Origin of the sequence: Synechococcus sp. 8F6 (assembly GCF_002252665.1) — a bacterium.
Taxonomy (GTDB): domain Bacteria; phylum Cyanobacteriota; class Cyanobacteriia; order PCC-6307; family Cyanobiaceae; genus Cyanobium_A.
Genome location: NZ_NQKZ01000001.1, coordinates 286,793 through 309,787, shown reverse-complemented (window position 1 = coordinate 309,787; position 22,995 = coordinate 286,793). Strand labels below are relative to the sequence as shown.

The window sequence follows — 22,995 nt, the reverse complement described above, 5'->3', positions numbered from 1 at the left end:
GTCGGGATGGGTGATGGATGGGGGTCCCGGGGATCGAACCCGGCTAAGGCGAATTATGAGTTCGCTGCATTCACCAGATTGCTAGACCCCCCATGGGCCGAAGCCCGTTCACCCAGACTTACCAGAGGCCCCGCACCGGCGCGCCGTAGCTCGCGCCCCCGTCCTGCCAGCCAGTGCCCTGGGCAGCCGCACCCCCCGAACCACCAGCGCCGGATCCGAGGCTGCCGGAATAGCCATTGGACACATCTCCCGTGCGCCAAGGCATGGGGTCGCTCTGCTGCTCCAGCAGCACCTGATAGGTGTTCTCCACGGCGGTGCCGTCCCAGATGATCGTCTGGTCGGGGAAGCCGAAGCCCATCACCTTGGTTCCATCGCCACCCCCCATGGCAATTCCGAACAAATCGGTGATCTGGTTGGTGAGGCTGACGCCGCGGGCGTAGGGCGCGGTGTAGCTGTAAAACCGCCTCTCCATCAGTTCGGGCGTGGTCTGCACCACGCCGCAGCGGGTCACCTCCACCGGCCCCGTGGCATCGCCACCCCTCGGCCGGCCACCAACCACAGGGGCCTCAAGGGTGGTGGTGCACACCACCGGCCCCGCCCAGGCTGGAGCGATCAGCACAGCAGCCACTGCCGAGCTGGCAGCCGCAGCCCGAATGATCTTGGTGAGAGAGATGTTCGCCATGGATTAAGTCATCCCAGCAGCGGTTGTCGTCATGTTGGCCGCAAACTAGACAACCAATTGCGTCTGCACCAGCTCTTGTCGACCGTTTCCCCGGCTGCCACTTCCCTGGCGGCCTCACCCGCCGAGATGCGGATGGCGCTGCTGCCTCTACTCGCCACCAAGGCCTATCGCCACGGCAGCTTCACCCTGGCGTCGGGACGCACCAGTCACCACTACGTCAACTGCAAGCCCGTCAGCCTCAGCAGCACCGGGCTAGCCCTGCTGGGGGCCTTGATGCTGGAGCAGGTGGAGCCGGAGGCCCGGGCCGTGGCCGGCCTCACCCTCGGGGCCGACCCGCTGGTGAGCGCCGTGGCGATGCGGGCCGCCCTGGGGGGCCGCGGGCTCGATGCCCTGATCGTGCGCAAGGAGGCCAAGGGCCACGGCACCGGCGCCTGGCTGGAGGGTCCGCTGCCGGAACCCGGGAGCGCCATCACCGTTCTGGAGGATGTGGTGACCACCGGCGGCTCCTCGCTCAAGGCCGTGCACCAGCTCCGGGAGGCGGGCTTTCGGGTGGAACGGGTGGTCACGATCGTGGATCGCCAGGAAGGGGGCCTGGAAGCCATGGCCGCCGCCGGCCTGGAGCTGCGCAGCCTGTTTCTGCTGGAGGAGGTGGCCGCTGCCGCTTTGGCCATCGCCGCCAGCCAGGCCGCGTCATGAGCCCCGACCCCTGGAGTTGGCAACCAGCCGGGCCGCGCCGCTGGGAGCAAGCCACCAACCTGATTCGGCTCGGTGGAGCCGACACACGACGCTTCCTGCATGGCCAAACCAGTGCCGCCATCGAAAGCAGCACGCCCGGCAGCTGGATCCCCACCTGCTGCATCACCGCCACCGGCCGCCTGCGGGCCCTGGCCGAAGTGCTGGTGGATGACAGCGGTGCCTGGCTGCTGCTGAGCAGCGGCGATGCCGAATCCGTTTGGCACAGTCTCGACCGGGTGCTGTTCCCCGCCGATCAGGTGCGGCTGGGCCCCGTGACACCAGCGCGCTGGATCACACCGCTGGGTGACGCCCTCGCGGCCCTGCCCCAGGCCCCAGCTGGCCAGTGGCAGGCTCTGGAGAACGGCAGCGGCTGGCTACTGGGCCGGCAGGTGGTGCTGCTGGCGGAGGCCGAGCTGCCCCCGTGGCTAGCCGAGCGCACCCCACTCACCGCCCTGGAGCAGGAGCGCTGGCGCCTCCAGCAGGGCTGGCCGGCTGCCCCAGGGGAAATCAACGACGACACCAACCCCTTTGAAGCGGGGCTGGCCGATCGGGTGAGCCTGAGCAAGGGCTGCTATGTGGGCCAGGAAACCCTGGCCAAGCTCGCCACCTACGACGGGGTCAAACAGCAGCTGCGGCGCTGGCACGGGCCCGCGCCCGAGGGGTCCGCAGCGGCGCCGGCCCAGGGCGCGGCCCTGTTCCGGCTGGAGGGAGCCAACAACGGCTCTTCCGGCACTTCCGGCAGCAGCCGGGCGGGCCAGATCACCTCGGCCCTGGCCCTTGAGGATGGGATGTGGATCGGGTTGGCCCTGGTGCGTCGCCAGGCCCTGCAGGATTCCGAGCTCCGTGCCGGTGAGGGCTCCCAGGCCCCGGCGCTGCACCTATCGAAACCACCGGCCTTCGTGGATCCGCCCGTCGGGGCCGGCCGTCAGGGCTGACGCGTCAGCTCTCCAGCGTCAGTCCTGGGCCAACAACCAGCGCACCACCGCCCAGGTGGCCAGGCTGTCGTCGCGGTTGTAGAGAAAAATCCGCTGCAGCTGGTGGCGACTGGCCTGGCCCCGGCGTCCGGCGTCCCGGTGCCAGTGCCGCCACTGGCGCCACCAGAGCAGGCAGCGGGCCCCATCAACGCCCTTCTGGCTCCAGGCAAAGCCCAGCCAACCAGCCACCGCCTTGAGCCCATAGCTGCTCACCGGCAGCCGCCAGTGGCGGCGCAGTCGGGCATGCACGTCCAGCATCCGCCCGCGCAACTGCTGCACCTCGGCCTCAGTGGCCCCCTGGCGCTGGGCCAGGCGCACCAGTCCAATCACCTCGGTTTCGCCGTAGTGCAGCACCGGCCAACCGGGGTAGCGCACGAGCAACCGCTGCAGGCGCTGCCACAGCCGCTGCTCGCCGTGCTCCTGCAGGGCCAGCAGCGGCTGATACCGGGCCCTGGCCTCGTTCCAACCGCCGGCCCCATCGCGCTCCAGCACCAGGAAGCCGTGCAGGAAATCATCGCGGGCATCGGGATCGGATTCGATGTCGTAGAGCAACACCCCAGGGGCACCGGCGAGCTCAGGCAAGGCCGACCCCTCCCCCAGCGGCTCGGGGATTCCTGAGGCCTGCACCCGGGCCTGGTCCACCAGCTCAGCGGCAATCTCGCGGTGTTGCTCGCCATACACGGAGAGCGCCTCGGCCAGCTGCTCCGGGTCCCGGCCTGCCAGGGCCGCCAGGCTGGTCACCCCCTGCTCCAGCAACATCTCGCGGCGCTTGCCACCGATGCCGCTCACCTCGCTGAGGTGTCCCATCGCTGCGGCCTCCTGATCGCAGAGACCCCGCCAGCTGCACAGGGTGCACTTCTTGCGATCACTCACCAGCGGAGGGGGCGTGGCCGGGTCGAGGTCGGCGGCCAAGCGCTGCAGGCTTTCATCGAGCTGGTGCTGCAGGCCACCACCGAGGGCCAGGCGCTCCCGCTGCAGGACCCGGCCCTCACCCGCCAGCACCAGGCCATGGGGCACCGGCGCCTGCTGGTGCTCGGCCAACAAGCGCCCCCACAGGGCCAGCACCACCCGGGCTTCGCGGGTCAACCGCCGCCCCTGACGGGCCAGCACCGGCCGGTAGGCAAACTCGCCCCAACGGCTCTGGCCCTCAATGCGCTCCAGCAGGGCTGGATGGGATTCGACCTGCAGTCCCTGGGGGCCGCGTCCCCGCAGACGCAAGCCCACCACCCCAGGCGCCCCGTCGGCGCAGGCCGCCTCGCCATGGCCGGGGCGCTGGGGGAGCAGGGTTTGAAAACTGCGCAGCTGGTCGCTCAGGGCCAGGGCGCGGTGGGCATTCCACTGACGCTCTCCTGGCTCGCCAAACCGATCGAGCCAGGCACGACGCCGGCAGCGCAACCAGCTGCGCAGCAGGCGATCGGTCAGGGGAGCTGGCGTCAGGGGCTGCGACGTTGGGGGCTGGGGCGTCAAGGAGAGCATCCACCAGCGCAAACGCTAGGGCTGGAGCGCCGGCGGCACAGCAGAATCGACCCAGCTCGGCGTTTCCGCCCCCATGGCCTCAGCCCCCCTGCCCCTGGCGGCCAGTCCGATCGCCTTCGGCACCGATGGCTGGCGCGGCATCCTCGGGGTCGACATCACCATGGAGCGCCTGCTGCCGGTGGCTGCGGCCTCGGCCCAGGAGCTGGCTCATTCCGCCCCGCAGGGCCTGGAGAGCCGCGAAGTGGTGATCGGCTACGACCGCCGCTTCCTGGCCCCTGAACTGGCCGAAGCGATCTGCAGCGCCGTGCGGGGCTGTGGCCTCGAACCCCTGCTCTGCGACACCCCCACCCCCACACCGGCCTCCAGTTGGGCAGTGGTGCAACGCCAGGCCCTCGGCGCCCTGGTGATCACCGCCAGCCACAACCCACCGGAATGGCTGGGTCTGAAGATCAAGGGCCCCTTCGGCGGCTCGGTGGAGGGCGACTTCACCCACCGCGTCGAAACCCGGCTGGCCGCCGGCGGCATCAGTGTGCCGATTCCGGGTGAGGTGCGGCGGCTTGCGGCCCTGAACGCTTACGTGGCAGGGCTCCAGGCCAAGGTGGACACCGCTGCCCTGGCCGAAGGGCTCGAGCGCCTGGGGCTGACGGTGATCGTCGACCCAATGCACGGCTCGGCGGCCGGGGTGCTGCCGGCCCTGCTGGGCGAGCGGGCCACGGCGAGTGGTGCCATCCGCGAAATTCGGGCGCAGCGGGATCCGTTGTTTGGGGGCAACCCACCCGAACCCCTCGCCCCCTACCTAGGCGAGTTGATCGCCGCGGTGCAGGCCAGCACGGCCGCTGGCCGACCAGCGGTGGGGATCGTGTTCGACGGCGACGGCGACCGCATCGCCGCGGTGGATGAGCGCGGCCGCTTCTGCAGCACCCAGCTGCTGATGCCCCTGTTCATCGACCACCTGGCCCGGGCCCGCCAGCTGCCGGGCTCTGTGGTCAAAACCGTGAGCGGCTCCGACCTGATGCAGCTGGTGGCCGAAGGCCTGGGCCGCCGGGTGCTGGAGAAGCCCGTGGGCTTCAAATACATCGCCGCCGAAATGCTGGCGAGCGAGGTGCTGGTGGGCGGCGAGGAATCAGGCGGTGTGGGCTTCGGCATGCACCTGCCCGAGCGCGATGCACCCTTCGCGGCCCTGCTGCTGATCGAAGCGCTTGTGGAGGGTGGGGTGCCCCTGGGCGAGCGGATCGATGCCCTGCAGCAGCGCTGCGGCGGTGCCGCCGCCTACAACCGGCTCGACCTGCGCTTGCCCGATATGGAAGCCCGGCGGCGACTGGAGGCCAAGCTGGCCGCCGCACCCCCCAGCGCGGTCGCCGGCAGCCCCGTGCTGGAGGTGATCACCACCGATGGCGTGAAGCTGCGCCTGGGCCCCAGCCACTGGCTGATGCTGCGCTTTTCCGGCACCGAGCCGCTGCTGCGCCTCTACTGCGAAGCCCCCAGTGAGGCCCGCGTGGCTGAGGTGCTGGGCTGGGCTCGGGCGCAGGCGGAGGCGGCCTGAGCCATGACCCGTTTGGTGATCGCCAGCGGCAACGCCGGCAAAGTGCGTGAATTCGGCCACTTGCTGGCTGGCCTGGGCCTGGAGATCCAACCCCAGCCCGATGGGCTGGAGGTGGAGGAAACGGGCGCCACCTTTGCCGAGAACGCGCGCCTCAAGGCCAGTGCCGTTGCCAGAGCGAGCGGCGCGTGGGCCCTGGCCGACGACTCCGGTCTCAGCGTCGACGCCCTGGGCGGCGCCCCCGGCGTGCACTCCGCCCGCTACGCCGACAGCGACAGCGCCCGCATTGCCCGGCTGCTGCGCGAACTGGAGCAGGCCCAGGCCAGCAGCAGCAACCCCAGCCGCCAGGCCCATTTCGCCGCCGCCCTGGCCCTGGCCGACCCGAACGGCACCATCCGCCTGGAGGTGGAAGGCCGCTGCCCGGGGGTGATTCTCGAGGCGCCGCGGGGCACGGGAGGATTCGGCTACGACCCGGTGTTCCTGGTGCCGGAAGCAGGCCTCACCTTTGCGGAGATGCCGTCAAACCTCAAAGCCAAGCTGGGCCACCGGGGCCGGGCCTTTGCCCAACTCGAACCGGCCCTGCGACAACTGCTCGGGCGCTGATCAGCCGCCGGGGGCCCAACTGCCGTGCAGGCCGTAGGGAATGGCCAGGGGCAACTCCAGCACCGCCTGTTCGCTCATATCGGCAGCGTTGAGGATGACCAGATCCGTGGCGCAGCGGGCGCCGTTCCACACCGGCACCAGCACCCAACCACTGTCTTCGACAGAGTGCTCTTCGGCAGAGTGCTCTTCGGCGGAGTGCTCTTCGGCAGGGGCAGAGCGGGGCACCATCACCGGCTCCGTAACGAACCCGCGGGGGGCCGCACTCCAGACCAGCCGCTCGCCGGTGTGCAGATCAAGCTTCTCAATGGCCTGCAGGGGATCGTTGCCCCGCTCCCGCTCGGCCACCGCCATCCAGGCAAAACGGGCCTCCAGTCCCTGGCGTGCGGGGTTCACCATGGCGAACTCACAGCAGCGCTGCTCCAGCCACTCGCTCTGCACGGCACCGGTGCGGGGATCAATCCGGCAACGCCGCAGCTGTCCTTCTGGAATCGCACCAAAGTCGATCTCACGAAAATCCACCTCGGGGCCGATCGACGGGAAATCGTCGTAGTAGATCGAATCCACCACCACCTCGCCGGTCGCCGCATCTTCGAAAGCATTGAGGTGGTGAAACACAAACCCCTCGGGTGCTGGCACCAGAACCGGGCTGGCACCGGCATGGTGGCCGCCTTGGCGCGGCACCAACCAAAATTGACCCGCTTCACCGGGCTTGGACGCCAGACATTGGGCCGCACCCTTCTGACCGAGCACGAACGGCAGGGGGTTGAACGCCACAGCGTTCTGCAGGAACACCGCCCAACTGGGGGTGATGGCGAAATCGTGGAGGAAGGCGAAGCCTTTAAAGCTGTGGCGGCTGTCCGCCACTAGATCACCAGCCCGCACGCCACCGGGCTGATCCTCTGTCGCAAACTCCATCAGCCGGATGGTGCTGGTGGGTCCCGCCTTAACGCCAAAGGTGACCATGCGGGGTTCGCCATGGTGCCCGGGATCAAAATGGGGATGGGCGCTGAACGCCTCACCGGGCTTGAGCACCCCGGACAGTCGCGACAGTTCCCGGGTCTCCAGGCTGCGGGGATCGAGGGCATGGGGCTCAGCCGCTTCCCAAAGCGCCAGCAGCTGATCGCCGAGCTGCACCACATGGGTGTTGGCGATGTTCTTGAGCCGCAGATCGAAAGCATTGGGCAGAGGGCCGCCGGGTTTCTGGGTGCCGAACACCCCCCGGTAGACAAACTTGCCGGCATCCTCTTCAGCCAACCAACCTTCGGTGCGAACAAAACGATTGGTCAGATAGGCCTGTCCGGCATCAAACCGAAATGCTGCAATCATCCCGTCGCCATCGAAGGGATGATGCACCCAGCGGCCACCTCGCTCCAAGCGTCCGGGCCCGTTGCGGTAGAGGGTGCCAGCTAGGTCAGCGGGAATGCTGCCCCGCGCTGCAACCAGAGGCACATCCGTGAGTTCAACTCCCACGTTGCGAAAGGCGCTGGACCAGTCGTGACGGGCGTAGGCGGCCTGATGGCCTGTCGGCTGCGGGGAGGTGGTGGTGGTCATCCAGGAGATCCCGCTTCAGCGCTAGCGAATTGAGTCAAAAATAGGTCGGCATAGCATCCACCGCGAGCCAGCAGCTCGGCGTGGCTGCCCGACTCAACAACGCGTCCGGCAGAAATGACGCAGATGCAATCGGCATTCACCACCGTGGATAGACGGTGGGCCACCACCAAAGTGGTGCGATTGGCCATCAGCCGATCCAAGGCCTGCTGCACCACCTGCTCCGAAGCCGAATCGAGCGCGGAAGTGGCTTCATCAAGGAACAGAATAGGTGCGTTTTTGATCAGGGCGCGGGCAACCGCAATCCGCTGGCGCTGACCACCCGACAGCATGGTGCCGTTTTCACCGATCACCGTGGCATAACCATCCGGTAGCTGGGAAATAAAATCGTGGGCATTGGCCGCCCGAGCAGCCTGCTCAATCTGGTCCGCAGAAGCAGTCGCCAACCCATAGGCAATGTTGCTGGCAACCGTATCGTTAAATAGAAACGTGTTCTGGTCCACCACCGAAATCAAGCGGCGCAACGACTGAAGTGATAGATCCCGAAGGTCAACTCCATCAATGCTGATCACCCCCGAACAGGGATCATAAAATCGGCAGAACAGATCGATGATTGTACTTTTACCGCCGCCACTCGAGCCCACCAGTGCCACCGTGCGCCCACAGGGAACCTCCAAATTGAGATCATCAATCACCCGCTCATCGTCATAACCAAAGCACACATGGGCAGCCTTGACTCCTTGCGAGACACCACGCAGCTCACAGGGCTGCGCAGTCTCCTGGGGATCAGGCTGGGTATCCAAAATGCCAAAGAGATCCTTAGCCGCCGAGACACCCTGCTGCAGGGTGGAATTGGAACGGGCAATCCCCTTAAAGGGGGCATAGCACAAGTAGAGAGAAGTGAGGAAGGCGAAGAAGTTACCCGTCGTTCGGGTGCCTGCGATCACATTTTCACCGCCGTATACCAGCACCGCGCTGAACCCCATCGCGCCCAGGATTTCCATCAAGGGCTGATTGGCCAGCTTGGCACGCGTGGTCTTGAGAGCAGCCCGCAACACTGATTGATTTTCCTCATCAAAGCGCTCCAGCTCGTAGGCCTGCATGCCAAAGATTTTGACAACGCGCAACCCAACCACCGACTCCTGCAAAAAGGAGGCCAAACGCGCCAAACTGAGCTGCCCTTGACTGGAGTGGCGCCTTACTTTTTTAGACGAATTGAGAATCGGAGCAATCGCAACAGGAAACAAAATGAATGCAATCAACGACAAGAACCAGTCCTGATAAAAGGCAACGGAAACCAACACGGTCAGGGTTAGGCCGTCCTTGAACACCGATGAAAAGCCATCCACAATTCCGGTTTTGACGAGCGTCACATCGGTGAGAACCCGCGACACCAAAACCGTTGAAGGATTGCGATCCACGTAAGACTGGGGCAGACCGAGAACGCGCTCAGCAAGATCGTGACGCAGATCGGCCGTAATCGACTGACCAACGCATTCGGTGAGATAGGAGCCCAAATACTGGGAAACCGCTCTAAGCAGAATCACCACCACAATCACAACCGGCGCCATATACAGACGGTCGCGATCACTTGACGGCAAAATATCATCAAACAGATAGCGAATCACCAGGGGCACAAAGCCCGTGGAGGCACCATAGAGAAAATTAAAGAACAGGGCCAAAGAAAAGGCTGGCCACAGATGGCGGCGCCCATAGGCCGCCAAACGCGCATAGATTCCCGTCTTCATCGCATCAAATCCACCAACTCCGCAGCCGCTCTGCGAGATGCCCCGGGAGACCCCATCGCAGCCTGCAGCTCCTTCACGGCCTGCTCAAACAACACCCGATCATCCCGAATGCGCTGCACCGACCGGACAATGTTGGCTGCCGTGACATCGCGTTGAATCAGCTCCGGGAAGAGCTGGCGGCCGAGGATCACATTAGGCAAGCCAAGAATGCGCCGGCCAATAACAAGTTTGGCAATCAGATAGGTGAGCAGCGAGAAGCGATAGAGAATCACATGGGGGCAGCCCAGCAAAGCCGCCTCCAGGGTCGCTGTGCCAGAAGCGATCACGCCAGCATCGGCGGCATGCAGCAGGTTGTAGGCATCTGCCTCGATCAAGGGAACAGGCAGCGCCCGGTTGCCACTGACCTGCTCCAGATAGGAGCGATCGATCGTGGAAGCCTTGAGCAGCACCACCTGCCAACCGTCGCGTTTGAGCTGCTGGGCGGCCTGCAGCATCGCAGGCAGCAGCAGCCGCACCTCGGCCCGCCGGCTGCCAGGCATCAACACCAGCAGGGACTGATCGGGCGCGAGGCCATGGCGATGGCGAATCTGCTCGCGGGTGCCGCTGACATGCAGCTCATCCACCAGCGGATGGCCGACATAGCGGGCGAAATCCCGGCCATGGGCATTGAAGATCGCCTCTTCAAACGGGAAGATCACGGCCAGGCGCTCGATCAACCGCTCCATCTTTTTGGCGCGGCCTTTGCCCCACGCCCACACCTGGGGCGCGATGTAGAAAAACACTGGGATGCCGCGCTTCTTGGCTTCCTTGGCCACAAACAGATTGAAGCCCGGGTAATCGATCAACACCACCACATCCGGGCGCTGATGGTCCATCTGGTGCTTGAGCAGCTCCATCACCCGGTGGTGACGGCGCAGGCTGCTGATGATCTCCACCAATCCTGCTGCCGAGAGCAGGCGCACATCCGCCAGGATGTCGATGCCACGGGCGCGCAGGTGATCGCCGCCGACACCGGCAATCTCCACACCAGGCAACTGGCGCTGCAACTCCTGAACCAGAAAACCTCCGTGGAGGTCGCCGGAGGCCTCTCCAGCCACAAGCAAGACCCGCTTCGGGACCACCTCAACCATGGTGCAACCGCCCGGCGAGGGGTGCTAGGCGTCGATCGAGCCAAAGCAGCAACGGCTCGAGGCTGGCCGGCTCAACCCTCAAAGGCACAAGGCTCACGCCATCGCGGAAACGGGGCGGCAATCGTTGCCCATCCTTGACCGTGGTGACCAAGCGGGCGCCATTGGCGTGGGCCAAATCCAACAGGCGCTGCAGATCTGATTCAGCATAGACGTGGTGATCTGGGAAGGATTCCGTGGCCACCACCTGCAGGCCGCAGGCCCGCAGGGCCGCAAAGAATTTCTCCGGCAACCCGATGCCGCAGAAGGCCAGCAGACGGGAGTCCAACAGATGGGCCGGCGGCTCCAGGCAGAAGCGCACCGCAAACCAGGGTTTACCCGCAGGCCAACCGCCTGGTGGGCCAAGCTGCGACGCAGCCGGCGAGGCCACCGGGGCAGCAGACCCGGTGAGCACCAACACATCGGCCCGGGCCAACTGGCGGAGCGGCTCGCGCAGGGGCCCCGCCGGAAACACCCAACGGTTGCCAAGGCCGTGGCGGGCATCCAGCACCGAGACATCAAGATCCCGGGCCAGAGGCCAATGCTGCAGGCCATCGTCGAGCAGGATCAAATCGGCGCCGGCCGCCACGGCCAGCTTGGCGCTCTGACGGCGGTTGGAGCCCACCCACACCACGTCTTCGCCCAGGCTCTGTCGGTATTCGAGGGCCTCATCGCCCACCTCTTCGAAGCGACTGGCGGCGGTGACCAAACACGCCTGGCGGCGCCGGGCTCCGTACCCCCGCAGCAACACCGCCACCCGCCAGCCACGCGCGGCCAGTCCCTCGGCCAGGGCGATCCCGAGCGGCGTCTTGCCCGTTCCCCCCAGGGTGAGATTGCCAATCGAGAGCACCGGCACACCGCACCGCCAGGAGCGGGTGCTGCGGCGGTGCAGCCCGACGGCGGCGCCGTAGAGCCAACCCAGCGGCAACAGCAACCAGGCCTGCCAACCGCGGCGGCTTTGATACCAGAAACGGGGAGTGGTCAGCGGCATCGATCCCGTACCAACGACGCCACCAGCTGGGACGGCCCCCGCAGCTGGGGGCGAACAGGCCGCGGCGCCGACGCAAGCAGTGCCAAGGCCGCCGCCAAGGTCGTTGCCATGTCGGGGTGCTGCTGCAAGCAACCGGCCTCGATCAACGGCTCGATCAGATCGGAAAAATTGGCCATATCAGGGCCACACAACACCGGGCGCCCCAGGGCAACGGGTTCGAGGGGATTCTGGCCGCCGTGGGGCCTGCCCATCGGATGGAAACTGCCGCCCATCACCACCACAGTCGCCGCACGAATCCAGACGCCCATCTCCCCGATCACATCCGCCACCACCACATCCGGGTGGAGCGGGGTCGCTCCTGCCAACAGCTCACTCCACAGGGCCACCGTGAACCCCAAGGCGGCAGCCTGCTCTCGCACCCCGAGGGCCCGCTGGGGATGGCGTGGTGCCAGCAGCAGCGCCACGGGCCGGGCCGCAGCGTCGCAGCCAGCCCACGCCTCCAACCACTGCTGCTCTTCGCCGGGGTGACTGCTGGCCAGCAGCAACACCAGGCGGCCGGCAAAAGCCTGGCGCAATCGGCTCAGATGGACCGCATTAACCGGCAGCGGTTCGGCATCGAGCTTGGTGGATCCCAGGGCACGGGCATCGCAAACACCCAGGCGCCTAAACCGCTCCGCATCAGCCTGCGATTGGGCCAGGCACATCTCCACAGCAGCCAGCAACCACGCGGCATACCAGGGATGGCGGCGGTGGCGCTGATAGGAGCGCTCGCTCATGCGGGCGTTGATCAACAGGAGATGGGGCATCGCCAGCATGAGCTCAGGCCAGAGCTCCGCCTCCGCCAGCACGCCAAGCCGGGGGCGCCAATAGCTGCGAAACAGCAGCATCGCCAGCCAGTGGTCGATGGGCACGTATTGGTGGATCACCCTGGCGGGCAACACCCGGGCCGCGAGGGCCGCCGAGGTGCGCGTCACCGTGGTGACCAACACAACCGGCAGGGGGCCCAGCTGCCGCAAGACCGGCAGCAGGCTGTTGAGCTCGCCGACGCTGGCGCAGTGAAACCACACTAAGGGCCCCGGAGGCCGCCGCCGCGTCGGCCAGCCCAGGCGCTCGACCAGCCGCCGTGGATCCTCCTTGCCCTGCACCAGCCGCATCAGCAACAGGGCCAGCCAGACGGGGGTGAGCGCCAGGGCCAGCAGCCGATAACCGCCAAGCAGCAACCAGCCGCGACCAGTCATGGCGATCCCTCACCGACCAGCGCAGCGGTCGCGTGCAACCGCCCCGCCAACAGGGCCTGCCCCTCCGCCAAGCCCGATGGCGGAAATAGAGGCTCGCCCAACTGCAGCACCACCCGCGCGAAGGGCAGGGGCAACACCGAGCGATCCCAGGAGCGCAGCCGATGGGCGCGGGAACAGAACACCGACACCGGCACGATCGCGCAGCCCGATTGCTGGGCCAAGTGGATCACCCCGCTCTTCACCGACTCCGGCGGCCCCTTGGGCCCGTCCGGTGTGATGCAGACCGACTGGCGCTGCTCCAGCAAGCGCCGCAGCAGGCGGTAGGCCTTGAGGCCGCCGCGGGTCGATGAGCCGGACACCACCGCGAGGCCCCGCAGCCGCACCGCCACCGCAACGATCTGGGCATCCCGATGGGTGCTCAGCAGCACCGCCATAGACCTGCCGCCATAGCTGCGCAACAGCGGCACAAAAAAGGCATGGCGATGCCAGAGGGCGTAAATCACGGCGATGCCCTGCTCCTTGACCAGCCGATCCACCTCGGGATGGGCCTGGATCTGGATCCGTGAGCTGAGGCGAAACACCTCCCCATAGGCATTGAGAAGGAACCCCGCGACCGTGGCCAGGAGCCGATTGTTGAGCAGGGTTCGCTTCTTCGCCAAACCGGTGACCCCAGCGTCTTCGCAGTACCACGCTCCGCAGAGCCGTTCCATCAAAAACCCCCGAAGGCCGCCACAAGACGAGCCAACGGGGGCACCCCTAAACAAACCTGCCCGGACTCAGGCGGAACCGACACCCACGTAGGAGCCGTAGAAGAACAGACCCACCACAAAGATCACAGCCATGCCGCCGGCGGTGGCCACGAGCCACAGGGGCAACACCCCTTCGGTCCAGCGGGAGCGCCAGGCCACAGCCGGGCGACCGTCGGGAAGGCGATCCGGAATCCGGCCGTCAGGCAGGTTGGATTTCTTGCCGCTCATCGGGGGCTCTCCTGGTGACGTGAAGAGGACTTAGTTGAAGAAGTAGCTCGAAAACAGAATGCCGATCGTGAACACGAACAGCAGCCCGAGAAACAAACTGGTGCGGTTGAGTTCAACCGGCAGGTTGTTGGGATTGGGGGAGCGTTGCATGGCTGATGGGGAGTGACCGGCTCAGCGGCGAACGAATTGCATGGCCGCCAGGGCGCCCAGGAAGAAGACCGTGGGGATGCCGAGAGCATGAACCGACAACCACCGGACCGTGAAGATCGGGTAGTTGCGCGGCGTGGTGGAAATGGGTGTCTGGGTCATGGCTTATTGCAGGCGCAGATCAAGCTGGCTCTTGCCCTCATAGCGCTGGCTCACGACTGGAGCCTTGCTTTCTTGGGCCTGGAAGTAGGCATCGGGGCGGGGCGTGCCAAAGGCGTCATAAGCCAGGCCCGTGGACACGAACAGAAAGCCGGCCAAGAAAATGGAGGGCAGGGTGACCGCATGGATCACCCAGTAACGAATGCTCGTGATGATTTCGAAGAACGGGCGTTCTCCTGTTGAGCCGGCAGCCATAGCGACAAGCGTTCAGACCAGAGATCCTAGGGGTCGGGCTTGGGTTGATGGGAGGCGGAAGCGCGCTTGGTTACAGAAGTTGGCGACCGAGCAGGCGGCAGGCCATCGGCCTCAGCCCACCCAGCGCAGCAGGGAGCCCCGCTCGCCCAGCACGAAGCCCTTGCCATCGGGACTGAAGCTGATGCGAGTGAAGTTGGAGGGCTGCTGGGCGCCCACTGGGTCCTTCTGCCAGCTCTTGCCACCGTCGCCGGACACCAGCAGGGTGCCGCTGCCGCCACCGGTCCAGATCGAGCCATCAGGCGCCCAGGCCATGTCGAGGTAGCCGTAGCCGTTGGTGATGGGGATCACGGCCTTGCCCCAGTCCTCCACATTGCTGGCGTCGGGATTGAAACGGATCTGGGCGCCGCGGGCCAGCATCCACAGCGAGCCATCGGGCTGGAAGCCCATCGACTGCAGCCGCTGGCTGCTCATGCGCTGGTGGGGTTGCCAGGTGCCCTGACCGGGATCCCAGGTGGAAAAGAAATTGCCCAGGCTGCTGACGCTCACGTAGCGGCCATCGTTGAAGCGGCGCAGCTCCCGCACGGCACCGGCGGCATCCTCCACCTCGGACTGCCAGTTGGTGCCGCCATCACGGGTTTCATAAACGGCACCAACATTGGTGGCCAGCTCTGCCTGATTGATGCCCAGAGCCGTGATCAGGTAAGGCTCACCGGGCAGCTTGGTGTCGAGAAACAGGCGGCTCCAGTTCTGACCACCGTCGGTGGTGTGGAGCAGCAGCCCGGGCTGACCGGCGATCCAACCCTCGTCGCCGCGGAAGTCGATGCTGATCAGACGGAAGTTTTCCTCCTCCGGCAGATCCAGGGCCCGCTCCTCCCAACTGGCACCGCCGTCGTTGGTTTCCAGAATCAGACGGTTGCTGCCCACCAGGAAGCCATGGCGGTCGTCGGTGAAGGCCACATCGAGAGGGTTGGCCTTGGTGGCCAAGGGCACCGGCTGCCAAGGGCTGGACGCGGCCACGGGCAATCCCGTGGTGACACAACCGGAGAGACCGAAGCCAAGGCCCACCACCAGCACCAGGCTGAGCAGGGGCCGCAGCACGGCCTGGAGCAGACGGGGCAAGGGTGAGCCAGTCATCAGCGCAGGGAGTAGAGGGAGAGGAAGAAGGCGAAAGCCAAAGCAAAGCCCCCGAAGATCAACACATTCTTCTGGCCGGGGGTGAGCCGGTTGACGCCCAGGCCGAAATTGAGGTTCTCCTCGAAGCCACTGGGCTTGTTGCGCGGGCCAATGTCCTTGAAGGCCCCGACCCGACTGCGGCACACCGGGCAGCGGAACGCGATCGGATCCAGCTCCACAAAGGGCGTGCCGGGCTCAATCGCGAGCTTGCGCACCCCTTCAGCCGGGTCATAAACGAAACCGCAGCTGCGGCACTCGAAACGGTGGGTGGCTGGATCAACGTCCAGCTCGGTGGCCGAATCAACTTTGGCCACCGGATCTGGCTCCGCTGCGCCACCGGTTTCGCTCTGGGCCTCGGGTGTGGGCTCGGTTGCGGGCTCGGGTGGGGGCTCAGGCGTGAGCTCAGGTGTGGACGTGGAGCTCATCCCTGGGCCTCAGGTGGTGGGGGCAGTTTATCGACGGGGCTGCGGGCGCGGATGCCAGACTGCGCCACAGCTTGGCCTGGCTCGCGTGTTTGTGCTCTCCGGCTACGACGCCTTTCTGGGCTTCCTGCTGATCTCAGCAGTGGTGCCCGTGTTGGCGTTGGTGGCCAACAAGCTGCTCTCGCCGAAGAGCCGCATGGGCGAGCGGGAGCTCACCTATGAGTCCGGCATGGAGCCGATCGGCGGCGCTTGGATTCAGTTCAACATCCGCTACTACATGTTTGCCCTGGTCTTCGTCATCTTCGACGTTGAGACCGTGTTCCTGTATCCCTGGGCCGTGGCGTTCCACCGGCTCGGCCTGCTGGCCTTCATCGAAGCCCTCGTCTTTATTGCCATCCTGGTGGTGGCGCTGGCCTATGCCTGGCGCAAGGGCGCCCTCGAGTGGAGCTGATCCCGTGACCAACACCCCATCAATCGAAAGCCTCTCCATCGACGCCCTCAAGGATCTGCGCGCTGCCAGCTGCAATCCGGTGGGTGCTCCCACGGTCACCTCGGATCTGTCCGAGAACGTGATCCTCACCACCCTCGACGATCTGCACAACTGGTCTCGGCTCAGCAGCCTCTGGCCGCTGCTCTACGGCACCGCTTGCTGCTTCATCGAATTTGCGGCGCTGCTCGGCTCTCGCTTCGACTTCGACCGCTTCGGCCTGGTGCCGCGCTCCAGCCCGCGCCAAGCCGACCTGCTGATCGTGGCAGGCACCGTGACGATGAAGATGGGGCCAGCCCTGGTGCGTCTCTACGAACAGATGCCGGAGCCCAAGTATGTGATCGCCATGGGGGCCTGCACGATCACCGGCGGCATGTTTTCCGCCGACTCCACCACAGCCGTGCGCGGCGTGGACAAGCTGATCCCGGTGGACCTCTACCTGCCCGGCTGCCCGCCGCGGCCTGAGGCGATCTTCGATGCTGTGATCAAGCTGCGCAAGAAGGTGGGCAATGAGGCCCTGGCCGAGCGTGGCAACGTGCAGCAGATACACCGTTACTGCACCGTCTCCCACCAGATGAAGGCCGTGGCCCCCATCGTTAACGGTCAGTATCTGGCGGCCGAAACCCAGAAGCAGGCCCTGGCGGCTGCCAGCGCCCTGCCCATGCCCGCCCCGGCAACCGCCATCCCTGCCCAAGCCAACGCCTGAGCGCGCCCGCCATGCCTGCAGACACCCCCACCCCCCAGACCGACGCCAGCGACAGCGGAGCGCTTGACAGCCCAACACCGGGCCCCGTGGGCCAGTGGCTGGCCAGCCAGGGTTTTGAGCAGCTGGCCCTCGGCAGCGACCACCTGGGCGTCGAGATGATCGGGGTGGAAGCGGCGTTTCTGCCCGTGATCGCCACCGCCCTCAAAACCCAGGGCTTCGACTACTTGCAATGCCAGGGCGGCTACGACGAAGGGCCGGGCGGCCGGCTGGTGTGCTTCTACCACCTGGTGAAACTGGCAGCCCTGGCCGATCACTCCAGCGCCGGCGTGGTGGCTGCCGATCAAAGCCCTGAAGAGGTGCGGCTCAAGGTGTTCCTGGAGCGCAACGGCGAGCTCACCATTCCCACCCTCTACGGGCTGTTTCGTGGCGCCGACTGGCAGGAACGGGAAACCTTCGACATGTACGGCATCCAATTCGCCGGCCACCCCCACCCCAAGCGCTTGCTGATGCCCGAAGACTGGAAGGGCTTCCCGCTGCGCAAGGACTACGTGCAGCCCGACTTTTACGAAATGCAGGACGCTTACTGAAGGCGTTTGTTCAGGCGCCGCGCTGGTGCTTGCGGAAGAAGCGCATCACCGCCAGGGCAACGCTACGGGGGTCGTGGCGCAGGGTGGCGGTGGGCTTGGCCCCCTGAAGTGGGGCCAGGGTGACGTCGTACCCCTGGCGGCGCAGCTGGCGCGCGTCGCAGGTCACGGGCTCGGCCCCCTGATGGCGGTAGTGGGCCACGAGGGCGGAATCACCCAGATCCTCCTGGGCCAACACCGCCGTGAACAGGCGTTCATCCACGCCGAGGCTGGCGAGCTGGGCCTCGATGGCCCGCACATGCCCCTCCACGTCGAGCCCATCGGTTTCACCGGGTTGGGTCATCAGATTGCAGATGTAGAGGCGGGGGGCCTTGCTGCGGCGGATGGCCTCGACCAATGCGGGCACCAACAGGTTGGGCAGCAGCGAGGTGTAAAGGCTGCCGGGGCCCAGCACGATCAGATCGGCGTTGGCAATGGCCTCCAGGGCCCTGGGCAGGGCTGGGGGCCGCTCCGGGATGCAACCCAACCGCACGATCGGGCTGGCGGCATGGCCAATCTTCGATTCACCTTCAATGCGCTCACCGTTTTCGAGCTCCGCCCAGAGGCGCACGTCGGCATTGGTGGCGGGCACCACCTGCCCCTGCACAGCCAGCACCCGGCTGCTGGCCGTGATCGCCGACTCCAGGTTGCCGGTGATCGCCGTCAATGCCGAGAGAAACAGATTGCCGAAGCTGTGCCCCTCCAGCCCGCTGCCAGCCTTGAAGCGGTATTGGAACAAACGCGTGAGCAGAGGCTCCTCCCTGGCCAGGGCGGCCAGGCAGTTGCGGATGTCGCCGGGCGGCTGCACCCCGAGCTCCCGGCGCAGCACCCCACTGCTGCCTCCGTCATCCGCCACCGTGACGATGGCGGTGAGGTTGCTGCTGTAGCGCTTCAGGCCGCTGAGCAGGGTGGAAAGCCCGGTGCCACCCCCAATCGCCACGATGTTGGGCCCCCGGTTGAGGCGCCGCTGGGCCAGCAGGGCATCCACTAACAAGGTGTCCTTTTCCGGGGCCAGGGCCTGTTGGATCGAGCCAAAACTGCGGCTCTGGCCGAGCCAGATCAAGACGGCGCCAACCAGCAGCACCAGGGGCCCGGTGATTTTGCGGGGCAGCACCCCGGTGACCTGCGCCAGCAGCCACTGAATGCTCGAGAGCATCCAGTAAATCGGCTGCAGATCGGCCCACACCGCCGCACCCAACAGGGCCACCAGCAAGCCCAGGCCGGAAGTGAACACCCAACGCTTCACCACCAACCCGGGCTGCAACCAGCGGGCCGCCCGCCTGGAGCGGCTCATCAGATCCTTCTGGCGCAGATCGCCGCGGCCCAACCAGCCCGGTTTCGGCAGCGGTCGGCGGGAGGGCCGCAATCGGGAGGCTGGAGCGGGGGGGGGCAAAGGGCGAGGGAGGACGCTGCCGCAACTGGCTGAACTTTACGGAGGCTGTTCGCGGGCGCAAAGGGTCAGGATGGGATCCAGCTTTGCCGCGCCACCCCTGGCTTCCTCAGCACCGCTCCAGGCCCCGCCGCTGGCTGTGATGGACAACCTCAGCGTGCGCTGGGGCAGCCGACGGGTGCTGGACGGGGTGAACCTGCAGATCGCGCCGGGAGAACGCCTGGTGGTGGTGGGCCCTTCCGGAGCCGGTAAATCCACGATCCTGCGTCTGCTGGCCGGGTTGCAGTTGCCCAGCAGCGGCGAGCTCAGGCTCTACGGCGTTCCCCAGACCTACCTGCGCCTCGATCAGCGCAACCCTCCGGATGTGCGCCTGGTGTTTCAGAACCCCGCTCTGCTGGGATCCCTGACCGTGCGCGAAAACGTCGGCTTCCTGCTCTACCGCTTCGGCCGCCTCAGCGAGCGGGAGATTCGCAACCGGGTGGGCGCTGCCCTTGACGCCGTGGGGCTGCATGGCACCGAAGAGCAACTGCCCGGGGAGCTCAGCGGCGGCATGCAGAAACGGGTCAGCTTTGCTAGGGCCCTGATCAACGATCCGCGCAAAGCCAGCGATCAGATGCCGCTGCTGTTGTTCGATGAACCCACCGCCGGCCTCGATCCGGTGGCCTGCACCAGGATTGAAGACCTGATCGTTTGCACCACCGATGTGGCCCAGGCCACATCGGTGGTGGTCAGCCATGTGCACAGCACCATCGAACGCTCGGCCGAGCGGGTGGTGCTGCTCTACGACGGACAGTTTCGCTGGAGTGGCACGGTTGAGGACTACCGCCATTGCAGCGATCCTTACGTAGTGCAGTTCAGGAGCGGTAGCCTGCGCGGACCGATGCAGCCGGCGGAGTCCTAGGTCCATGCGCCGCAGTATTCGTGAGGCGATTGTCGGCTTCTCCCTGCTGGCGGCCATTGGCAGTGCCATGGGACTGTCCTTCTGGCTGCGCGGCATCTCCCTGGGACGTCAGAACTGGACCGTGAAGGCCAACTTCGATGAAGCCGCGGGGTTGGCCGAGCGCTCTCCGGTGGTCTATCGAGGGGTGCTGGTAGGCAGCGTGAGGACGGTGCGGGTCACCCCGCAGGCCGTAATTGCCGAGCTGGAAATCAACCATCCCGACCTCAAGCTGGCTCGACCGGCCTTCGCCCAGATCGGCGAGGCTTCCCTCTTGGGCGGGGACGCTCAAGTGTCCTTGATCAGCAGCGGCAAACCGATGCCTCCGAGCGCCCCGAATCCGCGCTCCAAAGACTGCAATCCCAGCCTGGCCCTGTGCAATGGCGCGACCATCACAGGATTGCAGGGGCCGAGTCTCACGAGCGTGACCAGCCTGATGCACAAGCTGCTGGTGGAAGCCGACCAGATGCAGCTGCTGAGCAAGGTGTCGACAGCCACCGGCAGCTTCGAGCGCACCGCCAAGGACACCTCCGCCTTCATGAAGGACGGCCAGGCCCTGGCCCGGGAGCTGGAGGCAACGGTAAAAGCGGCCCACCCCACGATCACCAACCTGAACAGCAGCACGGCCCACCTGCGCCACCTGATCGCAGCCCTCGACAACCCGAAAACCCTGCACGAGCTCCAGTCCACCGTCAGCAATGCCGAGCAGCTCACCGCCAAATGGAATGCCGTGGGCGGTGATGTGACCAAGCTGACCGACGACCCCCGCTTCATGGACGGCATCCGCAGCGTGGCCGTGGGGCTGGGCAAATTCTTCGAAGAGCTCTACCCCGCCCAGACCGGTGCCGCCCGCGACAAAGCGGCACGAGAGAAGGCCACTACACCCCGCTGATCGCCTCCATGGCGATGGCGGCGATGGCCTGATCGCTGGCCTTGGGCAGTTGCACGTATTTGCCACCGGCGGCCTCGGCCAGGTCTTTGCCCATGCCGCTGCCGATGAACTTGCGCTCGGTGTCGATCACCAGCAGCTTGATGCCCAGGGCCCGGTACTTGCTGGCCACCTGCTTCACCTCCTCCTTGAGGTCCACCGGCTCCTCGCCCTCCAGCTGGGGTTGCCCCAGGGAGCGGCTGAGGGGCACGTTGCCGCGGCCATCGGTGATCGCCACCACGACCACCTGGCCCAGATCACCGGTGGCCAGAGCGTTGGCCCCCACGCGGGCGGCCTGGGAAAGGCCGTGGGCCAGGGGTGAACCACCGCCACAGGGCATGGATTCCAGCCGCCGGCGGGCGGCGGTGATCGAACGGGTGGGGGGCAGCAGCACCTCGGCCTGCTCACCGCGGAAGGGGATCAAGGCCACCTCATCACGGTTTTCATAGGCCTCGGTGAGCAACCGGATCACGGCCCCCTTGGCGCTCTGCATGCGGTTGAGGGCCATCGAGCCGCTGGCATCCACCAGGAAGATCACCAGGGCACCAGCCTTGCGCTGCAGCTGCTTGGCCCGCAGGTCGCCGTCCTGGACGATCACGGTGCGGTGCGGTTCGCGCTCACGGCGGGATTTCTGATAAGGCGCCGCAGCCCGAAGCGTGGCATCCACAGCGATGCGCTTCACCGGGCCCCTCGGCAGCATCGGCTTGACGTAGCGGCCGCGCGAATCGCTAAACACCACCGCCCGGCTGCCGCTACCGCCGGTCTTGGCCTTGGCCGAGGAGAACAGCAGCAGGTCGGGGTCGATGGCGATGGCCTCGGGATCCAGCAGGAACTCCTCCGGCACCTGGGGAGGCGCCTGGTCTTCGGGGGTGTCGTCCTCTTGTTCGTCCTCGGTGTCGTCCTGGTCTGATTCGTCCGGATTCTGCTCGTTTTCGGGCGGCTCCGGATCCTCCGGCGGCTGCTCGCCCTGCGGTGGGGGGGGTGGCGGCGGCTCCATCGGCTGATCGGGATCGGGGGGCGGCAGCTGCAGCGCCCGCGGCGCGATCACCAGCCGCACCGCCACCTGGAGGTCGTCGGCCTCGACCCGATCGCGGCCGCTGAGGGCCGCATGGGCCCTGGCCACCCGCACCGCATAGAGCTCACTGCGGTGTCCCTCCACGCCGCCCCGCAGGGCCTCGTTCACCAGGTAGGCCATCTGCTCGCGGGAGATCTGCACATCGGGCAGCCACTGACGCGCCAGCAGCAGCTGGGTGGCCAGGGCATCGGTGTCGTCCTGCCACTTCTGCCGGAAGGCCTGGCTCGATTCGGCCTGGGCCATGGCGCTGCGGGTGATCTCCACCCGCTGATCCAGCTCCAGCACCTGGTTGGCTGACAGCGCGATGGCGAAGCGATCCAGCAGGTGATCGCGCACGGCCCCCTCCTCGGGGTTGTAGGTGGCGATCAGGAGGCAGCGGCAGGGGTGCGACAGGCTCAGGCCCTCCCGCTCGATCCGGTTTTCGCCCGAGCCCACCGCCGCCAGGAGCAGGTTGGTGATGTTGTCGTCGAGCAGGTTGAGCTCGTCCACATAGAGCACGCCCCGGTGGGCTTCCGCCAGCAAGCCCGGCTGGAACACCGCCTGGCCGCTGGCCAGCGAGGCGGTCACATCCACGGAGCCCACCAGCCGGTCTTCGGTGATGCCCAGAGGCACCTGCACGAACGGCGCCGGTACCACTGTGGTGGGCAGCAGGGCGTTGGCATCGGCGCCGGTGGGGTCGGCGCCCAGCTCGGTGAGGCGTGCACAGGTGGCGGCGTCCCAGTCGTCGGGGCGCTGGGGATCGATGTTGAGGGCCGTACCGCCCACATCGAGCACATCGATCGGCGGCAGCAGGGCGTGCAAACCCCTGGCCAGCACCGACTTGCCGGTGCCACGCCCTCCGGCGATCACGACCCCGCCCAGGCCGGGATCGACCGCAGCCAGCAGCAGGGCCAGCTTGAGGGTGCCGTGGCCGGTGATCGCCGCCAGGGGGAAGGCACGGGCCGCGGCATCACTGGTGGTGGGCGATCCGCTTGCAACCGATTCGCTTGCAACCATGGAGGGGCCCAGAGCCGAT

At 66.5% G+C, this 22,995-nt stretch carries 25 protein-coding genes and 1 tRNA gene; 9 read left to right on the top strand and 17 right to left on the bottom strand.

Annotated elements, in window-relative coordinates; genetic code table 11:
- Positions 1-18: 18 nt before the first annotated feature.
- Together CJZ78_RS13995 and CJZ78_RS01575 are read right to left on the bottom strand one after the other, a co-directional pair.
- Positions 19-91 (bottom strand) — tRNA-Ile (locus CJZ78_RS13995).
- Positions 92-118: 27 nt separating this feature from the next.
- Positions 119-682: an Occludin/ELL family protein gene (locus tag CJZ78_RS01575; protein ID WP_233128397.1), complete on the bottom strand. Its 564-nt coding sequence runs from the start codon at positions 680-682 to the stop codon at positions 119-121.
- A 126-nt stretch (positions 683-808) separates the two neighbouring features.
- Between CJZ78_RS01575 and pyrE the strand changes: the two genes are divergently transcribed.
- Complete coding sequence (gene pyrE / locus CJZ78_RS01570; protein ID WP_094559123.1) at positions 809-1,378, top strand: orotate phosphoribosyltransferase; 570 nt, start codon at positions 809-811, stop codon at positions 1,376-1,378.
- The gene (locus CJZ78_RS01565) at positions 1,375-2,352 is read left to right on the top strand and encodes a folate-binding protein YgfZ (protein WP_094559122.1); all 978 of its coding nucleotides are present in this window, start codon (positions 1,375-1,377) and stop codon (positions 2,350-2,352) included. Before pyrE ends, CJZ78_RS01565 begins: the two co-directional genes overlap by 4 nt.
- Positions 2,353-2,370: 18 nt before the next feature.
- Here CJZ78_RS01565 and CJZ78_RS01560 read toward each other — a convergent pair whose 3' ends face one another.
- Entirely contained in the window at positions 2,371-3,858 is a 1,488-nt protein-coding gene (locus tag CJZ78_RS01560) for a TM0106 family RecB-like putative nuclease (protein ID WP_233128396.1), read from the bottom strand.
- An 82-nt stretch (positions 3,859-3,940) separates the two neighbouring features.
- Between CJZ78_RS01560 and CJZ78_RS01555 the strand changes: the two genes are divergently transcribed.
- Positions 3,941-5,410: a phosphoglucosamine mutase gene (locus CJZ78_RS01555; RefSeq protein ID WP_094559120.1), complete on the top strand. Its 1,470-nt coding sequence runs from the start codon at positions 3,941-3,943 to the stop codon at positions 5,408-5,410.
- A 3-nt stretch (positions 5,411-5,413) separates the two neighbouring features.
- Positions 5,414-6,010, top strand: coding sequence for an RdgB/HAM1 family non-canonical purine NTP pyrophosphatase (gene rdgB, locus CJZ78_RS01550; protein WP_094559119.1), 597 nt, complete (start codon positions 5,414-5,416; stop codon positions 6,008-6,010).
- Here rdgB and CJZ78_RS01545 read toward each other — a convergent pair whose 3' ends face one another.
- The 12 genes from CJZ78_RS01545 to CJZ78_RS01490 form a co-directional block, all read right to left on the bottom strand.
- Complete coding sequence (locus CJZ78_RS01545) at positions 6,011-7,561, bottom strand: carotenoid oxygenase family protein (protein WP_094559118.1); 1,551 nt, start codon at positions 7,559-7,561, stop codon at positions 6,011-6,013.
- Entirely contained in the window at positions 7,558-9,306 is a 1,749-nt protein-coding gene (locus CJZ78_RS01540) for an ABC transporter ATP-binding protein (protein WP_094559117.1), read from the bottom strand. The genes CJZ78_RS01545 and CJZ78_RS01540 overlap by 4 nt, the downstream gene beginning before the upstream one ends.
- The gene (lpxB, locus tag CJZ78_RS01535; RefSeq protein WP_094559116.1) at positions 9,303-10,436 is read right to left on the bottom strand and encodes a lipid-A-disaccharide synthase; all 1,134 of its coding nucleotides are present in this window, start codon (positions 10,434-10,436) and stop codon (positions 9,303-9,305) included. The genes CJZ78_RS01540 and lpxB overlap by 4 nt, the downstream gene beginning before the upstream one ends.
- Complete coding sequence (gene lpxK, locus CJZ78_RS01530) at positions 10,429-11,463, bottom strand: tetraacyldisaccharide 4'-kinase (RefSeq protein WP_094559115.1); 1,035 nt, start codon at positions 11,461-11,463, stop codon at positions 10,429-10,431. Before lpxK ends, lpxB begins: the two co-directional genes overlap by 8 nt.
- Entirely contained in the window at positions 11,454-12,701 is a 1,248-nt protein-coding gene (locus CJZ78_RS01525) for a 3-deoxy-D-manno-octulosonic acid transferase (protein ID WP_094559114.1), read from the bottom strand. Before CJZ78_RS01525 ends, lpxK begins: the two co-directional genes overlap by 10 nt.
- Positions 12,698-13,360, bottom strand: a complete 663-nt coding sequence (locus CJZ78_RS01520) for a lysophospholipid acyltransferase family protein (protein WP_158217014.1) — start codon at positions 13,358-13,360, stop codon at positions 12,698-12,700. Before CJZ78_RS01520 ends, CJZ78_RS01525 begins: the two co-directional genes overlap by 4 nt.
- A 117-nt stretch (positions 13,361-13,477) precedes the next feature.
- The gene (locus CJZ78_RS01515) at positions 13,478-13,678 is read right to left on the bottom strand and encodes a photosystem II reaction center protein J (RefSeq protein WP_094559112.1); all 201 of its coding nucleotides are present in this window, start codon (positions 13,676-13,678) and stop codon (positions 13,478-13,480) included.
- 30 nt (positions 13,679-13,708) lie between these two features.
- Positions 13,709-13,828, bottom strand: a complete 120-nt coding sequence (locus tag CJZ78_RS01510) for a photosystem II reaction center protein L (RefSeq protein WP_094559111.1) — start codon at positions 13,826-13,828, stop codon at positions 13,709-13,711.
- Between the two features lie 21 nt (positions 13,829-13,849).
- Positions 13,850-13,987 (bottom strand): cytochrome b559 subunit beta, encoded by a 138-nt coding sequence (psbF, locus tag CJZ78_RS01505; protein WP_094559110.1) that lies wholly within the window; start codon positions 13,985-13,987, stop codon positions 13,850-13,852.
- Positions 13,988-13,990: 3 nt separating this feature from the next.
- Positions 13,991-14,239, bottom strand: a complete 249-nt coding sequence (gene psbE / locus CJZ78_RS01500) for a cytochrome b559 subunit alpha (RefSeq protein WP_094559109.1) — start codon at positions 14,237-14,239, stop codon at positions 13,991-13,993.
- A gap of 111 nt (positions 14,240-14,350) precedes the next feature.
- Positions 14,351-15,373 carry a photosynthesis system II assembly factor Ycf48 gene (locus tag CJZ78_RS01495; RefSeq protein ID WP_094559108.1) on the bottom strand — a complete coding sequence of 341 codons (1,023 nt, stop codon included), beginning with the start codon at positions 15,371-15,373 and terminating at the stop codon, positions 14,351-14,353.
- Complete coding sequence (locus CJZ78_RS01490; protein WP_094559107.1) at positions 15,373-15,837, bottom strand: rubredoxin; 465 nt, start codon at positions 15,835-15,837, stop codon at positions 15,373-15,375. The genes CJZ78_RS01495 and CJZ78_RS01490 overlap by 1 nt, the downstream gene beginning before the upstream one ends.
- An 85-nt stretch (positions 15,838-15,922) precedes the next feature.
- Between CJZ78_RS01490 and ndhC the strand changes: the two genes are divergently transcribed.
- Genes ndhC through CJZ78_RS01475 form a run of 3 tightly spaced genes read left to right on the top strand, consistent with a single transcriptional unit; the run spans position 15,923 to position 17,614 of the window.
- Entirely contained in the window at positions 15,923-16,285 is a 363-nt protein-coding gene (ndhC, locus tag CJZ78_RS01485) for a photosynthetic/respiratory NAD(P)H-quinone oxidoreductase subunit C (RefSeq protein WP_094559106.1), read from the top strand.
- On the top strand, positions 16,251-17,027 hold the full coding sequence (locus CJZ78_RS01480; RefSeq protein ID WP_094559105.1) for an NADH dehydrogenase subunit K: 777 nt from the start codon (positions 16,251-16,253) through the stop codon (positions 17,025-17,027). Before ndhC ends, CJZ78_RS01480 begins: the two co-directional genes overlap by 35 nt.
- Before the next feature lie 11 nt (positions 17,028-17,038).
- Complete coding sequence (locus CJZ78_RS01475; RefSeq protein WP_094559104.1) at positions 17,039-17,614, top strand: NAD(P)H-quinone oxidoreductase subunit J; 576 nt, start codon at positions 17,039-17,041, stop codon at positions 17,612-17,614.
- Between the two features lie 10 nt (positions 17,615-17,624).
- Here the strand turns inward: CJZ78_RS01475 and yvcK are convergent, their stop codons facing one another.
- A complete protein-coding gene (gene yvcK, locus CJZ78_RS01470) occupies positions 17,625-18,944 on the bottom strand; it encodes a gluconeogenesis factor YvcK family protein (RefSeq protein WP_094559228.1) in 1,320 nt (439 codons plus the stop codon).
- Positions 18,945-19,182: 238 nt separating this feature from the next.
- On the opposite strand from yvcK, the gene CJZ78_RS01465 reads away from it, so the two are divergent.
- Both CJZ78_RS01465 and CJZ78_RS01460 read left to right on the top strand, forming a co-directional pair.
- Entirely contained in the window at positions 19,183-19,941 is a 759-nt protein-coding gene (locus CJZ78_RS01465; protein ID WP_233128409.1) for an ABC transporter ATP-binding protein, read from the top strand.
- 4 nt (positions 19,942-19,945) lie between these two features.
- Positions 19,946-20,869 carry an MlaD family protein gene (locus CJZ78_RS01460; RefSeq protein ID WP_094559102.1) on the top strand — a complete coding sequence of 308 codons (924 nt, stop codon included), beginning with the start codon at positions 19,946-19,948 and terminating at the stop codon, positions 20,867-20,869.
- On the opposite strand, the gene bchD is transcribed toward CJZ78_RS01460, so the two are convergent.
- Complete coding sequence (gene bchD, locus CJZ78_RS01455) at positions 20,856-22,976, bottom strand: magnesium chelatase ATPase subunit D (protein WP_094559101.1); 2,121 nt, start codon at positions 22,974-22,976, stop codon at positions 20,856-20,858. The two genes, CJZ78_RS01460 and bchD, sit on opposite strands and share 14 nt — an antisense overlap.
- Between the last annotated feature and the right edge of the window lie 19 nt (positions 22,977-22,995).

Excerpts from the sequence above, each read along its gene's own strand:
- CJZ78_RS01575 (WP_233128397.1), bottom strand. The coding sequence starts at position 682 with ATGGCGAACATCTCTCTCACCAAGATCATTCGGGCTGCGGCTGCCAGC.
- pyrE (WP_094559123.1), top strand. The coding sequence starts at position 809 with ATGCGGATGGCGCTGCTGCCTCTACTCGCCACCAAGGCCTATCGCCAC.
- CJZ78_RS01565 (WP_094559122.1), top strand. The coding sequence starts at position 1,375 with ATGAGCCCCGACCCCTGGAGTTGGCAACCAGCCGGGCCGCGCCGCTGG.
- CJZ78_RS01555 (WP_094559120.1), top strand. The coding sequence starts at position 3,941 with ATGGCCTCAGCCCCCCTGCCCCTGGCGGCCAGTCCGATCGCCTTCGGC.
- rdgB (WP_094559119.1), top strand. The coding sequence starts at position 5,414 with ATGACCCGTTTGGTGATCGCCAGCGGCAACGCCGGCAAAGTGCGTGAA.
- CJZ78_RS01545 (WP_094559118.1), bottom strand. The coding sequence starts at position 7,561 with ATGACCACCACCACCTCCCCGCAGCCGACAGGCCATCAGGCCGCCTAC.
- CJZ78_RS01540 (WP_094559117.1), bottom strand. The coding sequence starts at position 9,306 with ATGAAGACGGGAATCTATGCGCGTTTGGCGGCCTATGGGCGCCGCCAT.
- lpxB (WP_094559116.1), bottom strand. The coding sequence starts at position 10,436 with ATGGTTGAGGTGGTCCCGAAGCGGGTCTTGCTTGTGGCTGGAGAGGCC.
- lpxK (WP_094559115.1), bottom strand. The coding sequence starts at position 11,463 with ATGCCGCTGACCACTCCCCGTTTCTGGTATCAAAGCCGCCGCGGTTGG.
- CJZ78_RS01525 (WP_094559114.1), bottom strand. The coding sequence starts at position 12,701 with ATGACTGGTCGCGGCTGGTTGCTGCTTGGCGGTTATCGGCTGCTGGCC.
- CJZ78_RS01515 (WP_094559112.1), bottom strand. The coding sequence starts at position 13,678 with ATGAGCGGCAAGAAATCCAACCTGCCTGACGGCCGGATTCCGGATCGC.
- CJZ78_RS01510 (WP_094559111.1), bottom strand. The coding sequence starts at position 13,828 with ATGCAACGCTCCCCCAATCCCAACAACCTGCCGGTTGAACTCAACCGC.
- psbF (WP_094559110.1), bottom strand. The coding sequence starts at position 13,987 with ATGACCCAGACACCCATTTCCACCACGCCGCGCAACTACCCGATCTTC.
- psbE (WP_094559109.1), bottom strand. The coding sequence starts at position 14,239 with ATGGCTGCCGGCTCAACAGGAGAACGCCCGTTCTTCGAAATCATCACG.
- CJZ78_RS01495 (WP_094559108.1), bottom strand. The coding sequence starts at position 15,373 with ATGACTGGCTCACCCTTGCCCCGTCTGCTCCAGGCCGTGCTGCGGCCC.
- CJZ78_RS01490 (WP_094559107.1), bottom strand. The coding sequence starts at position 15,837 with ATGAGCTCCACGTCCACACCTGAGCTCACGCCTGAGCCCCCACCCGAG.
- CJZ78_RS01480 (WP_094559105.1), top strand. The coding sequence starts at position 16,251 with ATGCCTGGCGCAAGGGCGCCCTCGAGTGGAGCTGATCCCGTGACCAAC.
- CJZ78_RS01475 (WP_094559104.1), top strand. The coding sequence starts at position 17,039 with ATGCCTGCAGACACCCCCACCCCCCAGACCGACGCCAGCGACAGCGGA.
- yvcK (WP_094559228.1), bottom strand. The coding sequence starts at position 18,944 with ATGAGCCGCTCCAGGCGGGCGGCCCGCTGGTTGCAGCCCGGGTTGGTG.
- CJZ78_RS01465 (WP_233128409.1), top strand. The coding sequence starts at position 19,183 with ATGGACAACCTCAGCGTGCGCTGGGGCAGCCGACGGGTGCTGGACGGG.
- CJZ78_RS01460 (WP_094559102.1), top strand. The coding sequence starts at position 19,946 with ATGCGCCGCAGTATTCGTGAGGCGATTGTCGGCTTCTCCCTGCTGGCG.
- bchD (WP_094559101.1), bottom strand. The coding sequence starts at position 22,976 with ATGGTTGCAAGCGAATCGGTTGCAAGCGGATCGCCCACCACCAGTGAT.